Annotated in this window: 23 protein-coding genes; 9 read left to right on the plus strand and 14 right to left on the minus strand. The window is 67.3% G+C overall.

Features of this window, described 5'->3' with window-relative positions:
* Positions 1 to 48: 48 nt before the first annotated feature.
* Entirely contained in the window at positions 49 to 825 is a 777-nt protein-coding gene (coxB, locus tag B9G49_RS07610; RefSeq protein ID WP_086215968.1) for a cytochrome c oxidase subunit II, read from the plus strand.
* Complete coding sequence (locus B9G49_RS07615) at positions 822 to 3,320, plus strand: cbb3-type cytochrome c oxidase subunit I (RefSeq protein ID WP_086215969.1); 2,499 nt, start codon at positions 822 to 824, stop codon at positions 3,318 to 3,320. The genes coxB and B9G49_RS07615 overlap by 4 nt, the downstream gene beginning before the upstream one ends.
* Positions 3,321 to 3,356: 36 nt before the next feature.
* Here B9G49_RS07615 and B9G49_RS07620 read toward each other — a convergent pair whose 3' ends face one another.
* Entirely contained in the window at positions 3,357 to 3,830 is a 474-nt protein-coding gene (locus B9G49_RS07620; RefSeq protein ID WP_086215970.1) for a hypothetical protein, read from the minus strand.
* A 79-nt stretch (positions 3,831 to 3,909) separates the two neighbouring features.
* On the opposite strand from B9G49_RS07620, the gene B9G49_RS16720 reads away from it, so the two are divergent.
* Both B9G49_RS16720 and B9G49_RS07625 read left to right on the plus strand, forming a co-directional pair.
* On the plus strand, positions 3,910 to 4,050 hold the full coding sequence (locus B9G49_RS16720; RefSeq protein WP_176454920.1) for a hypothetical protein: 141 nt from the start codon (positions 3,910 to 3,912) through the stop codon (positions 4,048 to 4,050).
* A gap of 59 nt (positions 4,051 to 4,109) precedes the next feature.
* Entirely contained in the window at positions 4,110 to 5,102 is a 993-nt protein-coding gene (locus B9G49_RS07625; RefSeq protein ID WP_086215971.1) for an NAD-dependent epimerase/dehydratase family protein, read from the plus strand.
* A gap of 52 nt (positions 5,103 to 5,154) precedes the next feature.
* Here B9G49_RS07625 and B9G49_RS07630 read toward each other — a convergent pair whose 3' ends face one another.
* The 3 genes from B9G49_RS07630 to B9G49_RS07640 all read right to left on the minus strand — a co-directional run bounded on the left by B9G49_RS07630 (position 5,155) and on the right by B9G49_RS07640 (position 7,076).
* Positions 5,155 to 5,904: a GNAT family N-acetyltransferase gene (locus B9G49_RS07630; protein ID WP_049929911.1), complete on the minus strand. Its 750-nt coding sequence runs from the start codon at positions 5,902 to 5,904 to the stop codon at positions 5,155 to 5,157.
* A 71-nt stretch (positions 5,905 to 5,975) separates the two neighbouring features.
* A complete protein-coding gene (gene tenA, locus B9G49_RS07635) occupies positions 5,976 to 6,635 on the minus strand; it encodes a thiaminase II (protein ID WP_086215972.1) in 660 nt (219 codons plus the stop codon).
* 165 nt (positions 6,636 to 6,800) lie between these two features.
* Positions 6,801 to 7,076, minus strand: a complete 276-nt coding sequence (locus B9G49_RS07640; protein WP_049929908.1) for a cytochrome C oxidase subunit IV family protein — start codon at positions 7,074 to 7,076, stop codon at positions 6,801 to 6,803.
* A gap of 155 nt (positions 7,077 to 7,231) precedes the next feature.
* Between B9G49_RS07640 and B9G49_RS07645 the strand changes: the two genes are divergently transcribed.
* A complete protein-coding gene (locus tag B9G49_RS07645) occupies positions 7,232 to 7,750 on the plus strand; it encodes a hypothetical protein (protein ID WP_086215973.1) in 519 nt (172 codons plus the stop codon).
* Between the two features lie 57 nt (positions 7,751 to 7,807).
* On the opposite strand, the gene B9G49_RS07650 is transcribed toward B9G49_RS07645, so the two are convergent.
* Complete coding sequence (locus tag B9G49_RS07650; protein ID WP_049929906.1) at positions 7,808 to 8,326, minus strand: halocyanin domain-containing protein; 519 nt, start codon at positions 8,324 to 8,326, stop codon at positions 7,808 to 7,810.
* A gap of 147 nt (positions 8,327 to 8,473) precedes the next feature.
* On the opposite strand from B9G49_RS07650, the gene B9G49_RS07655 reads away from it, so the two are divergent.
* Positions 8,474 to 9,058 (plus strand): hypothetical protein, encoded by a 585-nt coding sequence (locus B9G49_RS07655; protein WP_086215974.1) that lies wholly within the window; start codon positions 8,474 to 8,476, stop codon positions 9,056 to 9,058.
* A gap of 43 nt (positions 9,059 to 9,101) precedes the next feature.
* Here B9G49_RS07655 and B9G49_RS07660 read toward each other — a convergent pair whose 3' ends face one another.
* The gene (locus tag B9G49_RS07660) at positions 9,102 to 10,250 is read right to left on the minus strand and encodes an acyl-CoA dehydrogenase family protein (RefSeq protein WP_086215975.1); all 1,149 of its coding nucleotides are present in this window, start codon (positions 10,248 to 10,250) and stop codon (positions 9,102 to 9,104) included.
* Between the two features lie 102 nt (positions 10,251 to 10,352).
* On the minus strand, positions 10,353 to 12,521 hold the full coding sequence (locus B9G49_RS07665; protein WP_086215976.1) for a PGF-CTERM sorting domain-containing protein: 2,169 nt from the start codon (positions 12,519 to 12,521) through the stop codon (positions 10,353 to 10,355).
* Between the two features lie 85 nt (positions 12,522 to 12,606).
* Between B9G49_RS07665 and B9G49_RS07670 the strand changes: the two genes are divergently transcribed.
* Complete coding sequence (locus B9G49_RS07670) at positions 12,607 to 13,404, plus strand: RIO1 family regulatory kinase/ATPase (RefSeq protein WP_086215977.1); 798 nt, start codon at positions 12,607 to 12,609, stop codon at positions 13,402 to 13,404.
* A 31-nt stretch (positions 13,405 to 13,435) separates the two neighbouring features.
* On the opposite strand, the gene B9G49_RS07675 is transcribed toward B9G49_RS07670, so the two are convergent.
* The 5 genes from B9G49_RS07675 to B9G49_RS07695 are packed head-to-tail and all read right to left on the minus strand — an operon-like array spanning position 13,436 to position 18,414.
* Positions 13,436 to 14,188 (minus strand): ABC transporter ATP-binding protein, encoded by a 753-nt coding sequence (locus B9G49_RS07675; protein WP_044965613.1) that lies wholly within the window; start codon positions 14,186 to 14,188, stop codon positions 13,436 to 13,438.
* 8 nt (positions 14,189 to 14,196) lie between these two features.
* Positions 14,197 to 14,985, minus strand: coding sequence for an ABC transporter ATP-binding protein (locus B9G49_RS07680; protein WP_049929902.1), 789 nt, complete (start codon positions 14,983 to 14,985; stop codon positions 14,197 to 14,199).
* On the minus strand, positions 14,978 to 16,159 hold the full coding sequence (locus B9G49_RS07685) for a branched-chain amino acid ABC transporter permease (protein WP_049929900.1): 1,182 nt from the start codon (positions 16,157 to 16,159) through the stop codon (positions 14,978 to 14,980). The genes B9G49_RS07680 and B9G49_RS07685 overlap by 8 nt, the downstream gene beginning before the upstream one ends.
* Positions 16,156 to 17,115 (minus strand): branched-chain amino acid ABC transporter permease, encoded by a 960-nt coding sequence (locus B9G49_RS07690; RefSeq protein ID WP_004596315.1) that lies wholly within the window; start codon positions 17,113 to 17,115, stop codon positions 16,156 to 16,158. Before B9G49_RS07690 ends, B9G49_RS07685 begins: the two co-directional genes overlap by 4 nt.
* A gap of 9 nt (positions 17,116 to 17,124) precedes the next feature.
* Complete coding sequence (locus B9G49_RS07695; protein ID WP_086215978.1) at positions 17,125 to 18,414, minus strand: ABC transporter substrate-binding protein; 1,290 nt, start codon at positions 18,412 to 18,414, stop codon at positions 17,125 to 17,127.
* Between the two features lie 181 nt (positions 18,415 to 18,595).
* On the opposite strand from B9G49_RS07695, the gene B9G49_RS07700 reads away from it, so the two are divergent.
* Positions 18,596 to 19,462: a proline dehydrogenase family protein gene (locus tag B9G49_RS07700; RefSeq protein ID WP_086215979.1), complete on the plus strand. Its 867-nt coding sequence runs from the start codon at positions 18,596 to 18,598 to the stop codon at positions 19,460 to 19,462.
* Positions 19,463 to 20,073: 611 nt separating this feature from the next.
* Here B9G49_RS07700 and B9G49_RS07705 read toward each other — a convergent pair.
* Positions 20,074 to 20,811, minus strand: a complete 738-nt coding sequence (locus tag B9G49_RS07705) for a helix-turn-helix domain-containing protein (protein WP_049929895.1) — start codon at positions 20,809 to 20,811, stop codon at positions 20,074 to 20,076.
* Between the two features lie 89 nt (positions 20,812 to 20,900).
* On the opposite strand from B9G49_RS07705, the gene B9G49_RS07710 reads away from it, so the two are divergent.
* Positions 20,901 to 22,421 carry an aldehyde dehydrogenase family protein gene (locus B9G49_RS07710; RefSeq protein WP_004596311.1) on the plus strand — a complete coding sequence of 507 codons (1,521 nt, stop codon included), beginning with the start codon at positions 20,901 to 20,903 and terminating at the stop codon, positions 22,419 to 22,421.
* A gap of 42 nt (positions 22,422 to 22,463) precedes the next feature.
* Here B9G49_RS07710 and B9G49_RS07715 read toward each other — a convergent pair.
* On the minus strand, positions 22,464 to 22,962 hold a 499-nt coding region (locus B9G49_RS07715), incomplete at its 5' end, for a DUF5821 family protein (protein WP_233125178.1).

Genomic DNA, 22,962 nt, shown 5'->3' on the forward strand with positions numbered 1-22,962 from the left:
AGATAAGTGTACCATCGCCAAGGGAGGTACAAGGGCAGACAGACGAACATGATAGATCCAGTTATCCTACAACAGGGGAGTGACTGGCGCGCACAGGCGGAGGTCTTCGACGAGATCTTCTTCGTCTTCCTCGCGCTCGGCACCCTCGTCGGCACCATCGTCGTGGCGTACACGCTGTGGAACGTGTACAAGTACCGCGACGACGGGAACCGGTCGGACGAAGAGTTCGACGCGCCGGTCGTCGGCGAGCTCCCCACGGGACAGGGCGGTCCGAAAGCGAAGAAGCTCTTCCTCTCGTTCGGGTTGAGCGCGATCGTCGTCATCAGCCTCGTCGTGTACTCGTACGGGCTACTCCTCTACGTCGAGGACGGACCGGACACCGGCGACGAGGGCGACATCGAGATCATGGTCGAAGGCTACCAGTACGGGTGGGAGTACGAGTACCCGAACGGGCACACCGAACGGGGTGAACTGATCGTGCCCGCTGACCAGCGAATCGATATTAATGTGACCTCAAGGGATGTCTGGCACAACTTCGGCTCGTCGGATTTGCGGATAAAGACCGACGCTATTCCCGGTGACTACAACGAGAACTGGTTCTCAGTGAGCTCCGAGGACGTCGCAGCGCAAGGCGGTGAGGCGACGTACCCCGTCGAGTGCTTCGAACTGTGCGGTCCGGGTCACTCCGCAATGGAAGGACAGATAACCGTCATTCCGGAAGACGAGTGGGAAGAGTGGTACGATAATACCGGAAACGGCTCCGAAAGCGCCAGTATCGAGGCCTCCGGGCTCGGAGCTGTGACACAGAGCGGGGTGAGCGCATGAGCGAACTACCGCCGACGACCTCCGTCAAGCGCTGGCTAGTCACGACCAACCACAAGGACATCGGGATCCTGTACACGATCACAGCGCTGTTCTTCCTGCTGTTCGGCGGCGTGATGGCGCTGCTCATCCGCCTCCAGCTGTGGGATCCGACGAGCCAGATCCTCTCTGGGCTGGCGTACAACGAGGCCGTCACCGCGCACGGGTTGATAATGGTGTTCTGGTTCCTTTCGCCGTTCGCGTTCGGGTTCGCGAACTACTTCGTCCCGCTTCAGATCGGCGCGGACGACCTTGCATTCCCGCGGCTGAACGCGCTGTCTTACTGGATGTACCTGTTCTCTGGCGCGCTGCTCGGGATCAGCTTCTTCCAAGGCGGTACGCTGACCGCAGGTTGGACGATGTACGCGCCGCTCAACGTGCCGATGTACACGCCCGGTATCGGGTCGACCGGCGCGATCCTCGCGCTCACAATGTTCATTATCGGCGTCACCGCGTCGACGGTGAACTTCCTCACGTCCATCCATCACTCCCGCGCTGAGGGGATGGGAATTATGGACATGCCGCTGTTCTCGTGGTCGATCCTCGCGACCGTGTGGATGATGCTGTTCGCGTTCGCGGCGCTGCTCGGTGCGCTGTTGATCCTCGGCTCCGACCGGGTGCTTGGGAGCGTCTACTTCTCCGCAACTGAGGGCGGGGCCCTGCTGTGGAGCCATCTCTGGTGGTTCTTCGGCCATCCGGAGGTGTATATCGTCTTCTTCCCGGCGCTCGGGGTCATGCTGGAGCTGTTCCAGACGTTCTCCGGCCGACGCCTCGTCGGTCGCAAGTGGGTCATCATCTCCATCTGCTTGATCGCCGTTCAGTCGTTCCTCGTGTGGATGCACCACATGTTCTTGACGACGATCAACCTGGAGATCAAGACGCTGATGATGGCGACGACAATCGGTATCTCGCTTCCCTTCGACCTGATTGTCTTCTCGCTGATCTACACGCTGATTAAGGGGCGGATCCAGTTCACGACGCCGTTCCTGTTCGCGTTCGGCGCGCTACTGTTGTTCATCCTCGGTGGGATTACTGGCGTCTTCCTCGGCGCTATCGTACTCGACTACGAGTTCCGCGGCACCTACTGGGTGGTCGCGCACTTCCACTACGTGATGTTCGGCGGGGCGACGGCGCTCGTCGGCGCAATCTACTACTGGTTCCCGAAGGTGACCGGGAAGATGTACGACGAGTTCCTCGGAAAGCTCCACTTCGCCACGTTCTTCCTCGGCTTCAACGCCGTCTACTTCTCGATGTTCCTCGCTTGGGAGACCCCACGCCGGGTGTTCGAGTACAATCCCGAGTTCCAGATCTACCACCAGTTCGGGACGATCGGGGCGTTCGTGCTCGGGTTCTCATTCTTCATCATGTTCTACAACCTAGGGAAGTCCTACGTCTCCGGCGAGTCGGCCGGCGCCAACCCGTGGGACTACTCGCGGACCGCGGAGTGGGCGATCTCCTCGCCGCCACCGCTTGAGAACTGGCCGAACCGACCGTCGTACGCCTCCGGAAAACTGGAGTTCGTGAAGGATTACGTGCCCGACGGCGGTCCCGCGATGAAGACGGACGACAACGGCGATGTCGCCACGGACGGCGGTGACACCCACTCGTCGCACATCTCGAGATATGCTCACTGGGACAAACATCCGAGTCACGCGAGTATCTGGCCGTTCGCGCTGTCGCTCGCCCTCGGAGTCCTGCTGTTCGGCCTCTCCGGCTTCGCCAACTCCGTCACCGTCGAGCTTGGCGAGACGGCGCTCCAGAGCGATGTCATCATCTCCAACCTGCTCTACCCGACCGCGATCCTAGCCGGGATCGGCGGGCTCCTCTACACCGGCGTGAAGTGGGGTACTGAGGACTTCTACGCCCCGCCGACCGAGTTCGCCGAGCGGTGGCCGTTCAACGGCGTCGAGAAGGTCAAGTTGGGAATGTGGTTCTTCCTGGCGTCCGACGTTCTCGTCTTCGGCGCGCTGCTGTCTGCGGCCATCTTCATCCGCTACAACGCGGGCTGGATGACGTGGGAGCCGCTGACCGACCCGCTACCCGGACTGATCAACACCTTCGTGCTGCTCACGTCCTCGTTCACCGTAATCTTAGCGCTGGTCGCGGCCCGCCGGAAGAGCCGGCAGGGCCTGCTGGCGTCGCGGGGGTCGACCATCCTGCTCGGGTTCGTCTTCATGGCGATCAAGATGTGGGAGTGGAACCACGAGGTCTTCGACAAGGGCGTCACCATCTCGGCGAACGCTCATGGTGACCCGATCCAGGCGTCGATCTACTACGTCACGACCGGGCTTCACGGGATCCACGTGCTACTCGGGTTGGTGGTAGCCATCTTCCTGTTCGTCAGGGCGTACCAGGGCCACTACCTCGACGACGAGCGGCCGATCGAGTACTTCGGCCTCTACTGGCACTTCGTGGACATCGTCTGGGTGTTCGTCTTCCCGCTGTTCTACCTCTTCTGAGGCCGGTCGCGGTCCGGTCTTTTTCTCTTTCGTCACTCACGTAGCGTCGTCGCCGAGCGGCTCGGCGCACCACTGACAGAAGTCGACGGTCGGGTTGGTCTCCTTGTCACACTCCGGACAGCGCGCGGTCTCGTCGCTCGTCGTCTCCGTTGACGGCGCGGCCGGGCCGTCGACCGTTCCGCCGGCGGTCGGCTCCGCGGAGTCGGCCGAGCGGGCCGCGTCGCGTTCCCGCTCGTGTTCGGGGTTGTTGCGGAGCGCCACGACGTACGCGTCGATCACGCTCGCGCCCACGACCGCGGCGGCGGGGGCCACGTCCCGAAGCGGCGGGGACTCGCCGGCGAGGACGCCGGAGATCGCCGACTCGGGGACGAACACGAAGACCACGGCGGTGACCGCGACGTACCAGCCGAACGCGCGGGCCCACCGGCGGAGGTATGCGTGACCGAGCCCGGAGACGACGAGCGCGAGCAGGGCGGCGAGCCAGGGTCGCCGACGCGTGTGGTCTGTCATGAGCGCCCGTACGGGTTCCCGCCCCGAGAACCTACCCCTCTCTCGGAGCGTTTATGTGGCGGACGCGCCGAACCCGGGTATGTTCGGCGTTCCGATCGGAAATTTCCTCTCGGGGGTCGCGTTCGCGGTGTTGGGCGTCGGCACTTGGGGGATCGGCCTCGGCGTCGCGTACCTCCTGTATCGCCGGTGGCGCGGCGACGAGCCCCGCGGCGGCGACTGAGTCGGCCCGTCGCCTTCCGGTTCGGCCACGTTTTTCACCTCGCTCATCGAATCTCGGGTATGACAGACACGGCGCTCGTCGTCGGCGGCACGCGGTTCATCGGGCGACACACCGTCGAGGAACTGCTGGCACACGACTACGAGGTCGCGATATTCAACCGCGGGAACCACGAGAACCCATTCGTGGACGACGACCGCGTGACTCACGTCGAGGGGGATCGGAAAGACGAGACCGCGCTGCGCGCCGCGAAGCTGTCGGTCGAACCGGACGTCGTGATAGACTGCGTCGCCTATCAGCCGGCCGACGTGGAGACCGCGACCGAGATCTTCGCCGACGTCGACGGCTACGTGTACATCTCGTCGGGATCCAGTTACGCGGCCGAGGAGATCCCCAAGCGGGAGGGCGAGACGCCGCTGGAGCCGTGTACCGACGCGCAGGCCACCGACGACGCCCACGAGACGTACGGCAATCGGAAGGCCGAGGGCGACCGCGCGGTGTTCGCGGCCGCCGAGGACGGCGTGTCCGCGACGGTGGTTCGCCCGTGTATCGTCTACGGGCCGCACGACTACACGGAGCGGCTCGACTACTGGATCGACCGCGTGCTCTCGCACGACCGCGTGGTCGTCCCCGGCGACGGACAGAACCTCTGGCACCGGGCGTACGTCGAGGACGTGGCGAGCGCGCTGCGGATCGTCGCCGAGCGCGGCGAGCCGGGCGCGGCGTACAACGTCGGCGACCGACGCGCGCTCACCCTACGAGAGACGTTAGAGACGATCGCCGACGCCGCCGGCGTCGACTGTGAGGTCGTCCCGGCGAGCGACGACGCGCTCGCGGCCGGCGGGCTCGACGCCGACGACTTCGTCCTCTACCGCGAGTACCCGCACCTGCTCGACACCTGCGCGCTCGCCGACCTCGGCTGGGAGTCGACGCCGGTCGACGAAGCGATGGCACGGACCGTGGAGGAACACCGCGAATCTGACCGCGACGGGAGCGAGTGGGACCCCGGCCGCGAGGCCGAGGAGCGGGTCATCGGCGTGAAACAGACGCTCTAAGAGGGTGGTCTCGGCGTAGCGCGGAGCGACGTTCTCCGCGGGCCGGTGCGTGTCAGTACGCGGCGTCCCACCGCGTCGGCTTCCGGCGGTTGCCGCAGTTGCGACACTCCATCCGGTCCATCGTGTCGATCGCGACGTCCGTTCCCTCGCAGTTGCCGCAGAGGTAGCCGTACCGGCGCTCGTGGTCCGCGTCGACGTAGGCGACGTAGAACGGCGCCAGCGACCCGCGCTCGCTCTCGTCGAAGGCGACGTGGACCCGGTCTCCGTCGTCCGTCTCGTAGATTGCCTCAGAGATGCCGGTGAGGCGACCGATCTGCTTCCGGTACTCCCGTTCCGCGAACGGCTCGCCGCCGATGTCGACGTCGCGCTCGCCGGCGAGCTCGTACCCCTCTCGCTGGTAGAACGCCGTGCCGGCCTCGTTGTCGGCGAGGACGCGCGCCTCGATCCGGTCCACGTCGGCATCCCGGAGCGCGGACTCGACCCGTTCGAGGAGCGCGGAGCCGATGCCGGACTCCCTGTGGTCGGGGTGGACGTGGAGCCAGTCGATCTCGCCGACCCGCTCGCGGCGGCCGACGACGTAGCTCTCCGCGAACCCGACCACGTCGCCGTCGACGGCGGCGACCGGGAACACCGCGTCGTCGTCGTCGATGTCGTCCCCGAGGTCGTCGGCGTCGTACCACTCCTCGACGGCCTCGTCCAGCAGCTGTTCGCCGACGGCGTGTCCGTACGACGCCACGAGCGACTCGCGGGCGACCGACCGGACCGCGTCGACGTCTTCGACCGTTGCGGCGCGTAGGTCCATGCGGACGGATCACGCTCCGGCTACAAAAAACTCGGTCGGCGTTCCCGCCGTCGGCGCGACTGCTCCTCGACTCAGACCTCCCACGTCTCCCGGGTGTAACACATCTCCCAGAACGCGTGTTCGAGGCGGGCGCTCCGCAGGAACGCCGCGCGCATCGCGTCGCGCTCGCCCGGGTACGCCTCGCCGTACCGGTCCACGAGGTCTCGCATCCACGCGACCGTCTCGCGGAACGCGTCGCTGTTGTACTTCTCGATGAACGGCGTGTACCGGTGGGTCTCGGTCGCGAGGCTCGCCATGTGGTCGGCGACGTCGAGGTACCCCTGCCCGCACGGGTAGATCGCGGCCGCGATCTCCGCGATCGACCCCTCATGGGCCGTCCGGACGAGGAAGTCGGTGTAGGCGGCACAGGTCGGCGCCTTCTCGACCGCGTCGAGGTCGTCGACGGAGAGCCCGTAGTCGGCGGCGAACGACCGGTGGAGGTCCATCTCGTCGTCCAGCGTCGCGTGCGCGGTCGCCGTCAGCCGCCGCGTCGTCTCCTCGTCGTCGGCCTTCGTACCGGCGAGCGCGAAGACGCGCGCGTAGTCGAGCAGGTACCGGTAGTCCTGTTTCACCCAGTGACGGAACGCGCCCTCGTCGAGCTCACCCTCCGCGAGTTCGACGACGAACGGGTGTCGCTTCTGTGCGTCCCAGATCTCTGATCCGGCCTCGAGGAGTCGGTCGCTGAAACCCATCGCATCGGCCCCTCGTCTTGCGGCAAGTTATAACTAACTAATACCACTGGGTGGTGGCAGCAGAAAGACCCTCGTCGGGACCGTGCTCGGTCGAGCGAAAACCCGGCGAAAGTGCCGGGAAAACGGTTCGGAGGCGTTCGAGCGAGAAAGAGACGCCGCGAGTCGTTACGAGATGGAGTACGTCGCGGCCGCCATCAGCAGCATGGTGAGCGCGAGCGCGAGGCCCATCAGGTAGGTCAGCGAGCGGTTCTCCCACTTCAGGTGCTGGAAGTACGCGACGATGAGAAGCGTCTTGACCGTCGCGATCACCAGCGTGCCGCCGAGCGCCTGCGCGTAGGTGAACTCGATGAACGACGTCTCGAAGAGAGCGAAGTTCAGCGTCGCCGCGACTAGGAGGGCGACGTATATCGCCGAATACATTTTCACGGAGTCGTGCGCCATCTTACACACCTCTTCGTCCCTGCGCTTAAAGAATTAACCATCCGGGGTACCCGCTGCGGCGACGGCGAGGTCCGTCTCGGCGTCTCGGATCCCGAAACGCCTATCCGCACGACGACCCCATCTGCGTCCGGTCGCAGCCCCGACCGGTACCCCTCGTGACTCCGCTCGAACCGACGGACGACCTGCTCGAATCGCTGTACGTCGTCAACAAGGTCGCGAAGCAGTTCGCCGACGAGGCCACCGCCGCCTACGAGCGCGGCGACGTGACCGAGAGCAACGTCCGCTCGGCTCGGAAAGACGCCCTCTACCGGCTCAAAACCGCCGTCCTCTCTAGGGTCGTCGCGTACGACGCCGACGGCGTCACCGGCGAGTACCACGCCATCAACGGCGACGTGTGGCTCTTCCTCACGGTCGGCGACTGGCACTTCCACCAGCCGCCGCACGCGATCGGCGGCGACCTCACCGACGCGATCGCGATCTCGAACTCGCCGGCGGACCCGATCGACGCCCCCTACGAACGCGACCCCAGCGTGGAGCGCTCGGAGCGCACGCTGGAGGAGGCGCTGTCGCGGCTCGCGGAGGCCGGCGCCAACGCCAACGACCACCTCGCGCGGCCCACGGTCACCAGCGAACGCGACCGGATCGTTGACGTGCGCTGGTCGTTCCTCTCGTGAACGCCGAGCAGGCGTGAAAAAATCGCGCTCGCGTTCGAACCGCGCGAAGTGAGCCGCTTACGCTTCGACGACTTCGATGGCGCCGAGCATCCCGTTCGCCTGGTGGGGGGTACACTGGTACAGCTGGATCCCCGTGTTGTCGAACGACTGCTCGAACGTGTGCCCCTCTTCGGAGACGGAGTCGCCGCTGTTGAAGTCGGACTCGGACCCCTCGACCGAGGCCACGTTGTGCGCGCCCCCGTTGCCGGTCCACTCCCAGACGACGGTCGTGCTGGAGTCGATGCGGATCGCCGCCGGCGAGAAGGCGAACCCGACGTCGCCGGCGCCGACCTCGACGGTCACCTCGTCCTGTCCCGTGAAGTCCATGATGGTGCCCTCGTACATCCGGGCCTCGGACAGGTACTCGTCTATCTCGCTCGGGACGTCCTCGACGGCGCTGCCGCCTCCGCCGGAGCCGTCGGAACCGTCCGACCCGTCGGAGCCGTCACCGCCTCCGGAGCAGCCCGCGAGTGTCCCGATGGTCAACGCGGCGCCGGTTCCGGCGAGATACCGCCGTCTGGACAGTTTATCAGACATCACTTTTCGTAGGGGTCGAAGCCTTACAAACCCCGTGATAGCTTCCGGTTCGCAGGAATTTCCCGAGCGGCTATGACTCCGGTCGGCGGGCGGTCGCAGCGCGCCGCGAAGGGCGGACTTATCGCCCTCCGACGCCTCGCGAGAGCCATGCGCGAGGACGCGCTCGCGACCCGGCTCGTCGAACACTACGAGGCGACGGCCGAGTCGCCGGCGATCCGGCTCGAGGAGCCGTACGACGCCGACGGGCGGCAGGGGGTCGTCGACCTCTTCGTCCGAACCCGAACGCCCGAACCGGCCGACCGCGTGATCGAGCTCAAGGCCGACGCCGCGGTCCGCCGCGCCACCGGCGCGAACGAGATCCTGCGCCAGTACCGCCGGATGGAGCGGTACTTCCACGTCGACGAACGCCACGCGCTCCGCCCCAAGCTCGGTCGCACCGAGCCGGGCGCGCGCTACCTCCTGTGTTTCGCGCCGACGCCGACCTGCGTCCACCACGTCGCGGAGAACCGCACGCTGTACGGCTCCATCGACCCGGACGCGCGGGCGGGCGACGTGCCCGCGGTCCGCACCGTCGCGTTCCTAACGGGACTCGACGGCGACCCCGTCGACCTCGGGCTCGTCTCCGTCAACGGCGAGGCGGCGTTCGGCTCGGCGCCGTTCCGGCGGGCGGTCCCTGAAGGCTCGCGGCTCGCGGAGAGCCTGCGCGCCGTCGACCTGATCGAATTCCCCTGAGGCGCGCCGAGCGCCCGGCGTCGCTGACTGACGACTTGCCCGACTAGAGGCCGAGTTCGCGCCCGATGACGACGTGCTGGATCTCGCTGGTCCCCTCGCCGATCTCCATCAGCTTCGCGTCGCGGTAGAAGCGCTGCGGCGCGAAGTCGGTGGTGTAGCCGTAGCCGCCGAGCGTCTGGACCGCCTCCTCGGCGACCTCGCGGGCCGCCTCGCTGGCGTCGAGTTTCGCCAGCGCCGACTCCCGGGTGACCGACTCCCCGGCGTCGTACTTCGTCGCCGCCCGGTGGGTGAGGAGTCGGGCGCGCTCGATCTGCCGGTGCATGTGGACCACCTTGTCGCGGACCGCGTCGAACTTCGCGATCGGCTTGCCGAACTGCTCGCGTTCCCCCGCGTACGCCTCCGCGGCCTCGTAGGCGCCCTGCGCGAGGCCCACGGAGAGCGCCGCGATCGAGATCCGCCCGCCGTCGAGCGTCTTCATCGTCTGTGTCCACCCCTCGCCCTCCTCGCCGAGCAGCCGGTCCTCCGGGATCCGCACGTCGTCGAAGCTGATCTCGCAGGTCGGCGAGCTGTTGAGCCCCATCTTGTCCCAGACCGTCGTCACCTCGAACCCGTCGTCGTTCTCGGGGTCGACGATGAACGTCGAGATGCCGTCGTAGCCGGCCTCGGGGTCCGTCACCGCCTTCACGAGGACCGAGTTCGCGACGTTCGCGTTCGTGATGAACTGCTTGGTGCCGTTCAGCACGTACTCGCCCGCCTCGGCGTCGTACTCCGCGGTCGTGTCCATGTCGGAGGCGTCGGAGCCGCTGCCGGGCTCGGTGAGCGCCCACGCGCCGATCTCGCCGCCCTCCGCGAGCGGGCGGAGCCACTCTTCCTTCTGCTTGTGGGTCCCGAACAGCTCGATCGGCTTCGCGCCGAGCGAGGTGTGGGCCGCGTACGAGAGCCCGATCCCGCCCGAGACGCGGCCCAGCTCTTCGGTGACCAGCGCGTACATGAGCTGGTCGCCGCCGAGGCCGCCGTACTCCTCTGAGACCGGGACGCCCATCATGTCCAGTTCGTTCAGCGAGGCGAACACCTCGTCGGGGAAGCGGTGCTCGTCTTCGATTGTCTGTGCGATCGGCGCGATCTCCTCCTCGCAGAACTCCCGGACCGTGTCGCGTATCATCCGGTGTTCCGCGGGTACCTCGAAGTCCATGGGAATGAATTGCGACCCGCGGTGATAAACAATGCGAACGACCGTGATCGTTTTGCGGTCGACGGCGGCGACGCGACGACCCGGTGAAAGCCCCTTTTCCCGTCAGCGCTCTCTCCGGTACCCGAGGAGCCAGACGACGGCGAGTAGTGCGGCCACCGCGCTCGTGGCCCCAAATCCGGGGACTTCGACCCCGTGATTGCCACTCCCGATCGGCCCGTCCCCTTCGGTTGCTCCGGCGCCCTCGACGGTCACCGTCGTCGACGCCCGACCGGCCGGACCGACGACTGTCACGGTCACCTGGCCGGTCTCGTTGAGGGTCACCTCGCGCTCGACGGTCGCCTCTCCGTCGGCCCGAACGGACTCGGTTCCGATCGACTCGCCGTTTACCTGGAACTCAACGTCAGAGCTCGCGGGTATCTCGGCGTCGCTCATGACGGTCGCGGTCACGACGATCGACTCGCCGACGGACGCCACGTCTCGGCTCGCCGTGGCACCGAGCACGTAGACGTTGGCCGGTTCGAGGACCTCGACGTCGAGCGTCTCACCGGCGACCCGCACGTCGTAGGACCCGGTGTCCGCGAACGTCGGCCCGACCCACACCCTCTCTTCGGCGTCCGGTCCGACGCTCCCGCTTTTTGTTTCGACGGCTTCCCCGTCGACTGAGAGCCGGACCTCGTAGCTCCCAGCCGCGCCGCCCGCGTTCGAGACGTCGACTGCGAGGTTCAGCCGTTCGCCCCGGACGAGCCGTGCCTCGTTACCAGGGGTGGAAATAGTTTTGTTCCGGTACTCGCCGGTCGCGCGGACACCCGACTCCGCGGGGGGAACGAGCCGGTATTCGACCAACGTCGGGAGCGTCCCGAACGCCTCGACGTGGTCCTCGCGACGCCAGCCGTCAGTTGCCGCATCGGTCGTCGTTAGCCGCTCGGCCGTCTCGCGGACCGTTCCGGCGGCCGCCTCGTCTCCGCCGGCCGCGGCCGCCGACTCAACGGCGTCGAGAAATGCCCGACTCGTAATCGGGTCCGGCGAGTCGTTGAGCGCTCGGAACACGGTCATCAGCGACGCTTCGCCCCCGCTCGCGAGCCGGATCTGTCGGTCTATCTCGCCGGCGACGAGAGCGCCTTTCCTGTAGTCGGTATCGTCGCTCCAACTGGCCGGATCGGCGAGGACCGCCGACGCGTGGGGGTCGCGACCACCGCGCTCCAGTTGCGAGCGGAACGACTCGAAGTCGACGGCGCCGCGGTCGAGGCCGAACAGCGCGGCGTAGTACTCCGCCGTCGCCTCGACCACCCAGCGGGCGTCCGACTCCGCGTAGTACGCCTGGCGGGTGTGAACGTACTCGTGAGCCCAAGCGTCGTCGACGCTCTCCGTGGACCGTGTATCGCGCACCCAGAGGCTCGCAGCCCCGCGTGCGAGTCCGCCGGGTCCCCACGATACCCCGTCGGTTGGCGCCGCGACCGCGAACACCTCGTCGTCACGCGCACCGGCTCGGAGCCGGGCCGCGGACTCCTCGAAAGTCGCGAAAACCGACTCGGGCGAAGACGCCATCTCTGCCGCCTCCGGAACGATCAGACGGAAGCGTTGGCCCTCCGCCTCGCGGACGTGCTCCTCGTAGGGCCACAAGTACGCCATCGACTCGGAAGCGACGCCCTGTCCATCGGTTTCGACCTGTAGATCACGCGCGACAGGCGTGCCACCCACGTACCCCCACTCGGAGACTAACGGCCCGGGAGTCGGGACGAGCGCCCAGTCGTCGGTTCCGACGAAGCGGTACCCGTCGGTCCGCTCGCCCGTAACGTTCGCGTTCATCTCGTAGCTGAGCGAGGCGTCCGACGTCGCTCCGTCCCAGACCCAGACCGACCCGCTCCGGCTGGTGTCGTCCGCTCGCTCGAAGCCGTCGGTCTCGATCCCCGCATCGGTCGTGTCCGGCAACACTACGCGCAGCTCCGTCACCCGACTCGGAATCTGAACGCTCGTCGCCACCCGAACGGCACCGGGGTCGTCGGTCAGGGAGAGCGTGTGCCGAACGAAGATGGTGTGCGAGTCGAGATCCGCGGCCGCGTCCGAGTTCGGTCCGCCTCCGGTTTCGCCCACCCTCGGGTCGGCGGCGGCCGTTTCGACCGGCCCGTCAAACGCCACGCCGCTGGCGGTCTCGTCCGATCCGAGCGGAGCCGCGTCTGCCCCGAGCGCCGCTCCCGCGCCGAGGAGTAAGGCCACGACGATGGCGGCGACGAGTGCGATTCTACGCCGCGCGATCAGACCCTGATCGCCCATATCAGACGATACGCCGGGAGTCTATTAACTGTACACGCGTCGGCACCAGCGATCCTTTATCCGTTCCCGGGGCTACCGAATCAGCATGGAGTTCCGGCAGCTCGTCCGCGGCCGCGTCGACTGGCCCGAGATCGAACGGGTCGCGCGCGAGCTGGCGGCTCGGTACGACCGCGACGGGATGCGGGTTCGGTTCCTCGACGCCGACAACTGGCTGTCGACGCCGATGGTCGTCGACGACGACCTCTTCGTGAAGGTGATCACCCGGCAGAACACGCTCGTCCACGCGCTGTTCACCACCGGGCGGAACCTCGGCGCGGTCTCGTCCGGCACCGAGGGGTTCTTCGAGCGCCACGAGACCCCCTACGAGATGGCGCGTCACGAGCTGGAGGCGACCCGCCGGGTCCGCGAGCTCGGCGTCAACGCGCCGGAGCCGGTCGAGGCGTTCGAGGTCGGCGACCTCGGCGTGCTGGTGTTAGAGTACCTCCCCGAGTTCCGCACGCTGGGCGAGCTCGACGCTGACGCTGTCGCCCGGCTCGCGCCAGAGCTGTTCTCGACGCTGCGGACCGTCCACGACGCGGGGCTCGCGCACGGCGACCTCCGGGCCGAGAACGTCCTCGTCGCCGACAGCGACCTCTACGTCATCGACGCGACCCGCGTGAGCGAGGACGGGCGCGAGGCCGCTCGCGCGTACGACCTCGCGAGCGCGCTCGCGGCGCTGGAGCCGATCCTCGGGGCGGCCGACGCGATTGCCGCCGCGCTGACGAGCTACTCGACCGACGAGCTGCTCGCGGCGCGCCGATTCCTCGACTTCGTCGCGATCCGTCCCGACCACGACTTCGACGCCGCGGAGCTGACGGGCGAGCTCGAGAAGCGCACGGCGTGAGACGCCGCGAGAAAGCGGACCGACCGGAGACTCAGCCGCCCAGGTACAGCTGCGAGACCTCTTCGTCGTTCAGCAGCTCCTCCGGCGTCCCCTCGAACCGGACGGTCCCCTGGTCGAGGACGTAGCCGCGGTCGGAGATGCCGAGCCCCTTCGTCACGTTCTGCTCGACCATGAGGATCGCCGTGTCCATGTCGTTGACCTCCTTGACGTCCTCGAACACGTCGTCGGCGGTGTTCGGTGCGAGCCCCGCCGACGGCTCGTCGATGAGCAGCACGTCGGGCTCCATCACCAGCGCGCGGGCGAACGCGAGCACCTGACGCTGGCCGCCGGAGAGCGTCTTCGCCTTCGAGCCGCGCTTCTCGTCGATGATCGGGAACCGGTCGTACAGCGTCTCGATGACTTCCTCGAGGCTCCCGTCGCGGGCGACGCCGCCCATCCGGAGGTTCTCGTCGATCGTCAGCGAGCCGAACACGTTGTCGGTCTGGGGGACGTAGCCGATCCCCTCGCGGACGATCTCCTCGGGCGCCATCCCGCCGATGTCGCGGCCGTGGTACTCGACGGTCCCCGTCCACGGCGTCAACATCCCGAACGCGGTCTTGAGCACCGTCGACTTCCCGGCGCCGTTTGGCCCGACGAGACAGACGATCTCGCCCGGGTCGAGCCGGACCGAGCAGTCGTCGAGCACCTGCACCTCGCCGTACCCGCTGTCGACGCCCGACAGCGAGAGCACGGGGTCGGTTCCGCCGTGAGGCCCGTCCGCGGCCCCGGTCGTGTCGTCTGTCATACCGTCGCTCATCTTCCGCCTCCGAGGTACGCGTCGATGACGCGGTCGTCGTTCCGGACCCCCTCCGGCGTCCCCTCCGTCAGGACGTGTCCCTGATCCAAGACGACGATCGGGTCCGCCAGGTCCATCACGAACTCCATGTCGTGTTCGATGAGCAGGAACGTCGTTCCCTGCTCGTTGAGCCGCCGGATCTGGCCTTTGAGCTTCTTCGCCAGCGTCGGGTTCACCCCCGCCACCGGCTCGTCGAGCAGCAGCACCTCCGGCTCGGCGAGCATCGCCCGCGCGAGCTCAACGAGCTTCATCTGGCCGCCGGAGATGTCGGTGGCGGGCTGGGTCGCGAGGTGGTCGATCTCGAAGTCCTCCAGTATCCGCTCCGCCTCGGCGAGGTTCGCCGACTCGCTCTCCGCGACCGTCCCCGGCGAGGTGAAAAGCGTGAGGAACGACTCGCCGGGCTGTTTCCGCGGGCCGACCAGCATCGCCTCGCGGACCGTCATCCCCTCCAGCTTCCGGGGCGTCTGGAACGTCCGGATGAGCCCGTGTTCCGCGACTTGGTACGGCTCCATGCCGGTCACGTCGGTCCCGTTCACCTCCACGGTCCCGCCGTCCGGCTCGTAGAAGCCGGAGATGAGGTTGAAAAGCGTCGACTTCCCGGCGCCGTTCGGGCCGATGAGCCCGGTGATGGTTCCGCGCTCCACCGCGAACGTCGCGTGGTCGGTCGCCGCGAGCCCGCCGAACGACTTCTGGAGGTCGTCGACGCGGAGGACCGCGTCCTCCTTCGGAAGCGCGCCCTCACTCATCGTCATCACCTCCCTTCCGCTCGCGGACGCCGCTGTCCGGCGTTTCGGGCGTTCCGCCACCGCCGACCGCGCTCGGCCAGATCAGCTCCCGCTGCGGCGGGAGGACCCCCTGCGGCCGGTAGCGCATGACGGCGACGATGACGACGCCTATCAACAGCAGTCGCAACGGCGCGGGGTCGATCGGGAGCGCCACGTCGTTCAGGAAGCGCGTCCCCTCGCGGATCGTGACGATGACGATCCCGCCGAACAGCGCTCCACGGTTGGAGCCGCTGCCGCCCAAGATCACCGCGACCCACGCGTAGAACGTCGTGATCGGGTCCAAGTCGCCCGGCCCGACGTAGAGGTTCAGATGCGCGTAGAAGACGCCCGCAAGCGCCATTATCAGGCTCCCGAGGACGAACGACTGCATCTTGAACGAGTAGGTGTTCTTGCCCAGCGCCCGCGCGAGGTCCTCGTCGGAGCGGATCGTGCGCAGCACGCGCCCCCACGGCGATCGGTGTGCGCGCCGGAGGACGAAGTACGCCGCGCCCGCGAACGCGAGCACCAACAGGACGTTCAGCGACGCCTGCCAGAACGCCGTCTCCAGGATCACCGGCGACCCGGGGATCACCTCCAGCCGGAGCCCCGGCATCGCTTCCGGGAACGTCGAGAGCACCGGCCACCCGTCGAAGAAGCCCGGGATGCCGCGCAGCCCCGCGCTCCCGTTCGTCAGCCAGCGCTCGTTTAACACGATCAGCCGCACGACCTCCGCGAGCCCGAGCGACGCGATGGCGAGGTAGTCGGCCCGGAGCCTGAGCGTCGGGATGCCGATGAGCAGCGCGAGCGCGAGCGCGACGACGAGCGCGACGGCGAGCCCGACGAGCGGACTGAATCCTCCGGCGATCGGCGAGCCGCTCGCGGTCATCAGCGCGGTGCCGTACGCGCCGATGCCGAAGAACGCGGCGACGCTGAAGTTGATCAGTCCCGTGAACCCCCACTGGGCGTTCAGCCCGAAGGACAACAGCGCGTACATCCCCGCCAGCCCGACGAGGAACAGGAAGTACGTCGGACCGAGCGCGCCGGTGAGCATCGCGACGAAGAGGAACAGTACGAACGCGACGCTGACGCCGAGCACCCACCCCTCCGGGCGGGAGAGGTCTGCGAACGCCGCTTTCGGGTCGTCGAGGAGGCTCACGTCGCGCCCTCCCCGGCGATCCCGTTGGGCCGGACCAACAGCACGACGACCATGATCACGAACGCAATCGCGTTCGCGTACTCGATGGTGATCATGTTCTCGATCACGGTCGCGAGCCAGTTTGGACGGATCGGTAGCGCCTCGACCACGTTGGAGAAGAACGGCGTTAGCTGGTTTATCATGCCGATGAGGAACCCGCCCGCCATCGCGCCGTAGACGGAGCCTATCCCGCCGAGGATCACCGCCGCGAAGATCACCAACAGGAGGTTAAAGCCCATCCGGGGCGCGAGCTGATTGAACAGTCCGAGGAACACGCCGCCCGCGCCGGCGAGCCCGGCGCCGATGACCCACGTCCACAGCTTGACCCGCTTCGTCCGGATACCGCTAACCCGCGCGAGGTCGGGGTTGTCCGCCATCGCGCGCATCTTCCGACCGAGGTCGGTGTACTGGAGCAGGACGTGGAGCCCGACGACGAGCGCCACCGCCGATCCGAATATCGCGACGTCGTGGAGCGTTATCCGGACGCCGTACGGCACCAGCGCCTCGATCGGCCGCAGCGGCCGGACGTCGAACCGGGTGAAGTCGGAGCCGAACCGGATCTGGATCACCGCGCGGTAGATGAACGCGATCCCGATCGACGTGATCAGCAGGCCGATCGAGTCGACGTCGAGCGGCTCGTAGATGAGCTTCTCGGTGGCGACCGCCACGACCGCGGCGACTGCGATCCCGACGACCAAGGCCAGGAAGAAGCCGTACGGGAGCCCCAACACCGCGCCGCCGAGCCCGCCGACGGCGCCGAAAGTCACGAGCGCCGAGTACGCACCGATCGTCATCGTGTCGCCGTGCGCGAAGTTCGCGAAGTCCGCGATGCTGTACACCAGCGACAGCCCGATGCTGCCGAGGACGATGATGCTGCTGAACACCAATCCGTTAGCCAGGTATCCGAGGACGGTCATCGGTCGGGATTAGCCTTCGATGAAGTCGATGCCTTCGTACGCGTGGTCCTGGACCTCCAGGACCTGAAGAAAGCCGATCGGGTCCCCGTTCTCGTCGAAGTCGATGGGGCCGCTGACCCCCTGGTAGTCGACGTCGTCCGGTCCGCCGCCGTCCGCGAGGATCCCGCTCGCGGCCTCGAACGAGGTCACCGTCTCGCCCTCCGGCCCGGAGACGCGCCGGACGGTGTCCTGGAGCGCCGCCCCCGTGAACTCGTCCGCGGCCTGGATCGCCAAGGCGGCGTTGATCACGCAGTCGTACGCGTACGCCGCCCACGAGGTCGGCTGCCGGCCGTACTCCGACTCGAAGGTGTCCGCGAACGACTGGTAGTTCTCCTCCTCGACGGGCGCGGACGGAACGACGATCTTCATCCCCTCGATGCTCCCCTCCGGGGTGTTCTCGAGCACGTTGTCGCCGGAGACGGAGTCGGCGCCGTAGAACTGCGCCTCGTACCCCGAGGAGAACACCTCGTTGACCATCGTCGCGAACTCGGCCTGGTAGGTGATGAACAGCCACGCGTCGGCGCCGGAGCTGTTCATCTCCGAGATGACGCTGGAGTACGACTGCTGGTCCTGATCGTGCGGCGTGTTGTAGACGACCTCGCCCTCGTACGCGTCGACGAACGCGTCCGTGAGGCTCTGGCCGTAGTCGTTGTTGACGTAGGTGATCGCAACCTCGTCGTAGCCGTCATCGCTGATGAGGTTCGAGAGCGCGAGCGACTGGCTCCGCCCCGACGGCGACATCCGGAGCAGTCCCGGGAACTCGGTGAGGTTGAGCCCGGTGGAGTTCTGGCTCAGCTGAACGACGTCCGTTCCTTCGATGACGCTCTCGTAGATGGCCAGCGAGACGCCGGAGCCGACCGCGCCGATCAGGAACGGCACGCCGTCCTGATTGACGAGCTTCTGGGCGGCAGCGATCCCGCCCTGGTTCTCGCTCTCGGAGTCCTCGACGACGATGTCGAGGTCTCGCCCGTTAATGCCGACCTCGTTGACCATCGAGAGGGCGAGGTCGACGCCGCGCTGGTTCCGCTCGCCGAACGCCGACAGCGACCCGGTCTGGGAGTCGACCATCCCGATCTCGTAAGCCTCGGTCGAGTCGCCGCCGTCGCCGCCGTCGCCGCCGTCGCTGCCGTCGCCGCCGTCGCTGCCGTCGCTGCCGTCGTCAGTCGTGCTGAGACAGCCCGACAGTCCGACGAGTCCCGCACCGCCGGTCAGTTTCAGCAGCGTCCGCCGATCCGTCATGCCCGTGGTATTCCGTGACATATGTTTCCGATAGTCCCGAGCACATTCGGCTACCTTAACCCCGACCCGTCCATGGTCGGTGAGCGCGCGGCAGATCGATGAATCGGCTGGTAGTGGCACTGAAAGAATTTTATACAGGAATATGTCTTCGGAACGATTGGTCGGGTGCCATTATATACCGCTCCGGATCCGCAGTGATCGCATGATCCCGCCCATCGCGAGCAACTTTGTCGCCGGGGAGACGCCGGAGGCGGCGCTCGCTCACGTCGAGGGGCTCAACAACCACGGCGTGGCCGGCATCCTGAACCTGCTCGGCGAACACTACGAGGAACGGCCCCCCGCCGACGCCGACGCCGACGCGTACGTCGACCTCGTCGTGGCGATCGCGGAGCGCGGCGTCGACGCCTGCGTCTCGGTCAAATCGAGCCAGATCGGCCTCGACATCGCCGACGACGTCTTCGAAGAGAACCTGGCGCGCATCGTCGAGGCGGCTAACGCGCCGTCCGCGACCGGGCCGGACGGGACGGGCACCTTCGTCTGGATCGACATGGAGGACCACGAGACCACCGACGTGACGCTCGACGCGTTCGAACGGCACGCCGTCGAGACGGACGGCAACGTCGGCGTCTGCGTGCAGGCGAACTTGAAGCGGACCCGCGAGGACCTCGAACGGCTCGCCGACCTCCCGGGGAAGGTCCGACTCGTCAAGGGCGCGTACGACGAGCCGGCCGAGATCTCCTACAAGAAGAAGGCGCGCGTCGACGAGTCGTACCGCGACTGCCTCGCGTACATGTTCGAGGCGTTCGACGACGGCGTCGCCGTCGGGAGCCACGACCCCGCGATGATCGACTACGCGAAGCAGCTGTACGCCGACCACGGGACCCCCTACGAGGTCCAGATGCTGACCGGCGTCCGGGAGTCGGCGCAGTTCGAACTCGCGGCCGAAGACGACGTGAAAGTCTACCAGTACATCCCGTACGGCTCCAAGTGGTTCTCCTACTTCTACCGGCGGATCCGGGAGCGCAAGTCGAACGCCCTGTTCGCGCTGCGCGCGATCGTCGGGAACTGAACGAACCGGGGCAAAGACCGGCGATCGGGCGCTACGATTTATCAATCGGCGTGTAAGTTTTCCGTCCACCGTTTATCAGCGATTGAACGACCGACGACGGACGCCTCCAAATTCCCGGCCGCTCGGTTATAAATGGTCGCTAGCAGATCGGCGGCAAACAGTTCCAAAGCCCCAGTCGCGAGGACGGCGCACGCTCGCTGCGGTCCTCAGTCGCTCGCTTCGCCCGCTCCTTGCGGTCCTTCCGTCACCTGCGCCGTCCTCGCGACTGCCCCTTCGAGTCCCTACCCGACCGCGACCGCACGGCGCCTCACGCCTCCCCAACCTCGTCGCCGGACTACGTCCGGCTGTAAGCGAGAGCTTCGCTCTCGCCCTGTCAGTCGCCGTCGCTTCGCTCCGGCGACTGACTCCAGCGAGAATCGGAGATTCTCTGGCAGCCGGCGCGTAGCGCCGGCGACCTCGCGCGTGCTGACTCGCGGCCGCCGATAGCGGCCGCTCGCAGGCACGCGCCACCGCCTTCATTCATAACCAATCGGCGCTGTCGCTCGCGGATATTTAAATACCGTACCGCGCTCGACGCGCTGTAACACTCGCTCCGCAGTCGACACTGCCGTTCACGGGTCCAGTAGCTTCGACTCCGCCTTCCGCAGGTGTTCGAGCAGCGTCGTCTTCGAGACCTCCATGTCGTCGGCGAGCTCGCGCGTCGACGCCTCTCGGGGCCACTCGTAGTAGCCCGCTTCGCGGGCGTGTTCGTACACCTTCCGCTGTGTCGTGGTCAGCGTGTCGAGCCGCTGCTCGCGGGGGGTCCGCCCGGCGTGGCCCGACGACGACATCGACTCCACCGTCACCTCCGCGCCGGCCGCCTCCTGAACCGCGTCGAGCGACTCCCGGATCTCGGTGCGCTCGCCGACGAAACACACCTGCCACTCCTCCCGTCCGCCCTCGATCCGGACCGGCGCGCTGTGGACGAAGCCGTGTTCCAAAAGCGTCGGACACACCATGTCGCCCGGGTCGTACTCCAGGAAGAACTCGCGGACGACGTTGCCCGGGGCGTCCCGAGCGCGCCCGAACCGCTCCTGTAGCTCCAAGAGGTTCCCCGCGCGGTCGGACTCGCGGATCGCGTCGAGCAACGCTTCGACCTCCTCGTTCGTGTCTCCGAACGCCGTGAACAGGCCGTTCACCGTGTTCGGCGCGTCGCTTTCGGCCATCGGTGAGTTGTAGATCGCGTGTGCGAGGACGCCGCCGCCGGTCTTTTTCGTCGCCTCGATCGCCCAGCAGTTCGGATGCCAGAGGTCGAGCGTGAGCCGGGTTCCGGCCCACTCGCTCGCCCCTTCTGGTTCGGTTGTCGCCATTGGTACCGCATGTTTGGCACTACATCACAAAGACCTTACCGACCATGGTAGGGTGGGTTATTTGGACGTGCCGACCGGATGTCTCGAACATGGCGCAGCCCTACCAGCACTACATCGACGGCGAGTGGGTCGACGGCGACGGGTCCGAGACCTTCGAGAGCGAGAACCCCGCGACCGGAGAGACGCTCGGAGAGTTCCGTCAGGGGACCCCCGAGGACGTCGACCGCGCGGTCGACGCAGCGGACGCGGCGTTCGAGGAGTGGCGCGAGCTCTCGCGGATCCAGCGCGCGGAGTACCTCTGGGACGTGTACCACGAGCTCCGCGACCGGACCGACGAGCTCGGGGAGATCGTCACCAAGGAGTGCGGGAAAGAGATCAGCGAGGGGAAGGCGGACGTGGTCGAGGCCGCGCACATGGTCGAGTGGGCCGCTGGCGACGCCCGGCATCCGAAGGGAGACATCGTCCCCTCGGAGATCCCCTCGAAGGACGCGTACATGCGACGGAAACCGCGCGGCGTCACCGGCTGTATCACGCCGTGGAACTTCCCGGTCGCGATCCCCTACTGGCACATGGCCATTGCGCTGGTCGAGGGGAACACCGTCGTGTTCAAGCCGGCCGAGCAGACGCCGTGGTGCGCGCAGATCATCGCAGAGATGTTCGACGACGCCGGCATCCCCGACGGCGTGTTCAACATGGTACAGGGGTTCGGCGACGCGGGCAACGCGATCGTCGAGAACGACGACGTTGACACCGTCATCTTCACCGGTTCGGCCGAGGTCGGCCACCACATCCAAGAGAAGCTCGGCGGCGTCGCCGGCAAGCGCGCCGCCTGCGAGATGGGCGGCAAGAACGCGATCGTGGTCACCGAGGAGGCGGACCTCGACGTCGCGGTCCACTCCGCGGTGATGTCCTCGTTCAAGACGACCGGTCAGCGCTGCGTCTCCTCCGAGCGCCTGATTGTCCACACGGACGTGTACGATGAGTTCAAGGAGCGGTTCGTCGAGGTCGCGGAGTCGGTCGCGGTCGGCGACCCCCTCGACGAGGACACCTTCATGGGGCCGCTCATCGAGGAGGAACACCGCGAGAAGGTCACCCGGAACAACGAGGCGGCCCGCGAGGAGGGCGTGAACGTGCTCGTCGACCGGACCGAGCTCGACGACGAGGAGATCCCAGACGGCCACGAGGACGGCTACTGGGTCGGTCCGTTCGTCTACGAGGCCGACGCCCACGCCGACCTGACGTGTACTCACGAAGAGGTGTTCGGACCCCACGTCGCGCTCATGGAGTACGACGGCGACATCGAGGAGGCCGTCGAGATCCAGAACGACACCGACTACGGGCTGGCTGGCGCGATCATCTCCGAGGACTACCGACAGATCAACTACTACCGCGACCGCGCCGAGCTGGGGCTGGCGTACGGCAACCTCCCGTGTATCGGCGCCGAGGTCCAGCTCCCCTTCGGCGGCGTGAAGAAGTCCGGCAACGGCTACCCCTCCGCCCGGGAGGCGATCGAGGCCGTCACCGACCGCACCGCGTGGACCCTGAACAACTCGAAGGAGATCGAGATGGCGCAGGGCCTCTCGGCGGACATCAAGACGAAAGACGACTGATCCGTCCGGAATGACGCCCGGTGACGGGCGTCCGAACGCTTCTCACCCTGTTACGCCGCGAACCGCCGCGACCGTCTCTTCCGCCGTCTCCGCCGCCGCGAGCGCGCCGCGCGCCGCGAGTCGCTCGCGCGGGCGCCCGACCGGTTGCGGCTCGGAGACGGTCTCGATCAGCTCGGCCTCCCGCAGGAGCCGTTTTATCCGCGTGAACGTCGAGGGGCTCCCGAGACCCGCGTCCTCGCAGGCCCGCCGGAGGGTGCGGTCGAGGGCGCCTTCGCGGGCGCCCACCGCGTAGGTGCGGACGCGGGTCTCCTCGGAGTCTGGACCCGCGGCTCCGCGCGAATCGGCGCCGACCTCGGCATCGAGCGCGCGGAGCACCGCCGCGGCGACCGATTCGTCACACCGCGTCGCGAACCCCTCGTACACCCGCCGTCGGCTCGGCGTCCGGAGCCGGTACGGCTCGGCCGCCGCGAACCGCGGCGCGTACCGCTCGCGGAGCGTGGCGTCGTCGCCGATCCGGTGCCACCGACTCACCGCTCCGGTC

This window comes from Halorubrum sp. SD683, from assembly GCF_002135045.1.
In the GTDB taxonomy this organism is placed as follows: Archaea; Halobacteriota; Halobacteria; order Halobacteriales; family Haloferacaceae; genus Halorubrum; species Halorubrum ezzemoulense.

Excerpts from the sequence above, each read along its gene's own strand:
- coxB (WP_086215968.1), top strand. The coding sequence starts at position 49 with ATGATAGATCCAGTTATCCTACAACAGGGGAGTGACTGGCGCGCACAG.
- B9G49_RS07615 (WP_086215969.1), top strand. The coding sequence starts at position 822 with ATGAGCGAACTACCGCCGACGACCTCCGTCAAGCGCTGGCTAGTCACG.
- B9G49_RS07620 (WP_086215970.1), bottom strand. The coding sequence starts at position 3,830 with ATGACAGACCACACGCGTCGGCGACCCTGGCTCGCCGCCCTGCTCGCG.
- B9G49_RS16720 (WP_176454920.1), top strand. The coding sequence starts at position 3,910 with ATGTTCGGCGTTCCGATCGGAAATTTCCTCTCGGGGGTCGCGTTCGCG.
- B9G49_RS07625 (WP_086215971.1), top strand. The coding sequence starts at position 4,110 with ATGACAGACACGGCGCTCGTCGTCGGCGGCACGCGGTTCATCGGGCGA.
- B9G49_RS07630 (WP_049929911.1), bottom strand. The coding sequence starts at position 5,904 with ATGGACCTACGCGCCGCAACGGTCGAAGACGTCGACGCGGTCCGGTCG.
- tenA (WP_086215972.1), bottom strand. The coding sequence starts at position 6,635 with ATGGGTTTCAGCGACCGACTCCTCGAGGCCGGATCAGAGATCTGGGAC.
- B9G49_RS07640 (WP_049929908.1), bottom strand. The coding sequence starts at position 7,076 with ATGGCGCACGACTCCGTGAAAATGTATTCGGCGATATACGTCGCCCTC.
- B9G49_RS07650 (WP_049929906.1), bottom strand. The coding sequence starts at position 8,326 with ATGTCTGATAAACTGTCCAGACGGCGGTATCTCGCCGGAACCGGCGCC.
- B9G49_RS07655 (WP_086215974.1), top strand. The coding sequence starts at position 8,474 with ATGCGCGAGGACGCGCTCGCGACCCGGCTCGTCGAACACTACGAGGCG.
- B9G49_RS07660 (WP_086215975.1), bottom strand. The coding sequence starts at position 10,250 with ATGGACTTCGAGGTACCCGCGGAACACCGGATGATACGCGACACGGTC.
- B9G49_RS07665 (WP_086215976.1), bottom strand. The coding sequence starts at position 12,521 with ATGGGCGATCAGGGTCTGATCGCGCGGCGTAGAATCGCACTCGTCGCC.
- B9G49_RS07670 (WP_086215977.1), top strand. The coding sequence starts at position 12,607 with ATGGAGTTCCGGCAGCTCGTCCGCGGCCGCGTCGACTGGCCCGAGATC.
- B9G49_RS07675 (WP_044965613.1), bottom strand. The coding sequence starts at position 14,188 with ATGACAGACGACACGACCGGGGCCGCGGACGGGCCTCACGGCGGAACC.
- B9G49_RS07680 (WP_049929902.1), bottom strand. The coding sequence starts at position 14,985 with ATGAGTGAGGGCGCGCTTCCGAAGGAGGACGCGGTCCTCCGCGTCGAC.
- B9G49_RS07690 (WP_004596315.1), bottom strand. The coding sequence starts at position 17,115 with ATGACCGTCCTCGGATACCTGGCTAACGGATTGGTGTTCAGCAGCATC.
- B9G49_RS07695 (WP_086215978.1), bottom strand. The coding sequence starts at position 18,414 with ATGTCACGGAATACCACGGGCATGACGGATCGGCGGACGCTGCTGAAA.
- B9G49_RS07700 (WP_086215979.1), top strand. The coding sequence starts at position 18,596 with ATGATCCCGCCCATCGCGAGCAACTTTGTCGCCGGGGAGACGCCGGAG.
- B9G49_RS07705 (WP_049929895.1), bottom strand. The coding sequence starts at position 20,811 with ATGGCGACAACCGAACCAGAAGGGGCGAGCGAGTGGGCCGGAACCCGG.
- B9G49_RS07710 (WP_004596311.1), top strand. The coding sequence starts at position 20,901 with ATGGCGCAGCCCTACCAGCACTACATCGACGGCGAGTGGGTCGACGGC.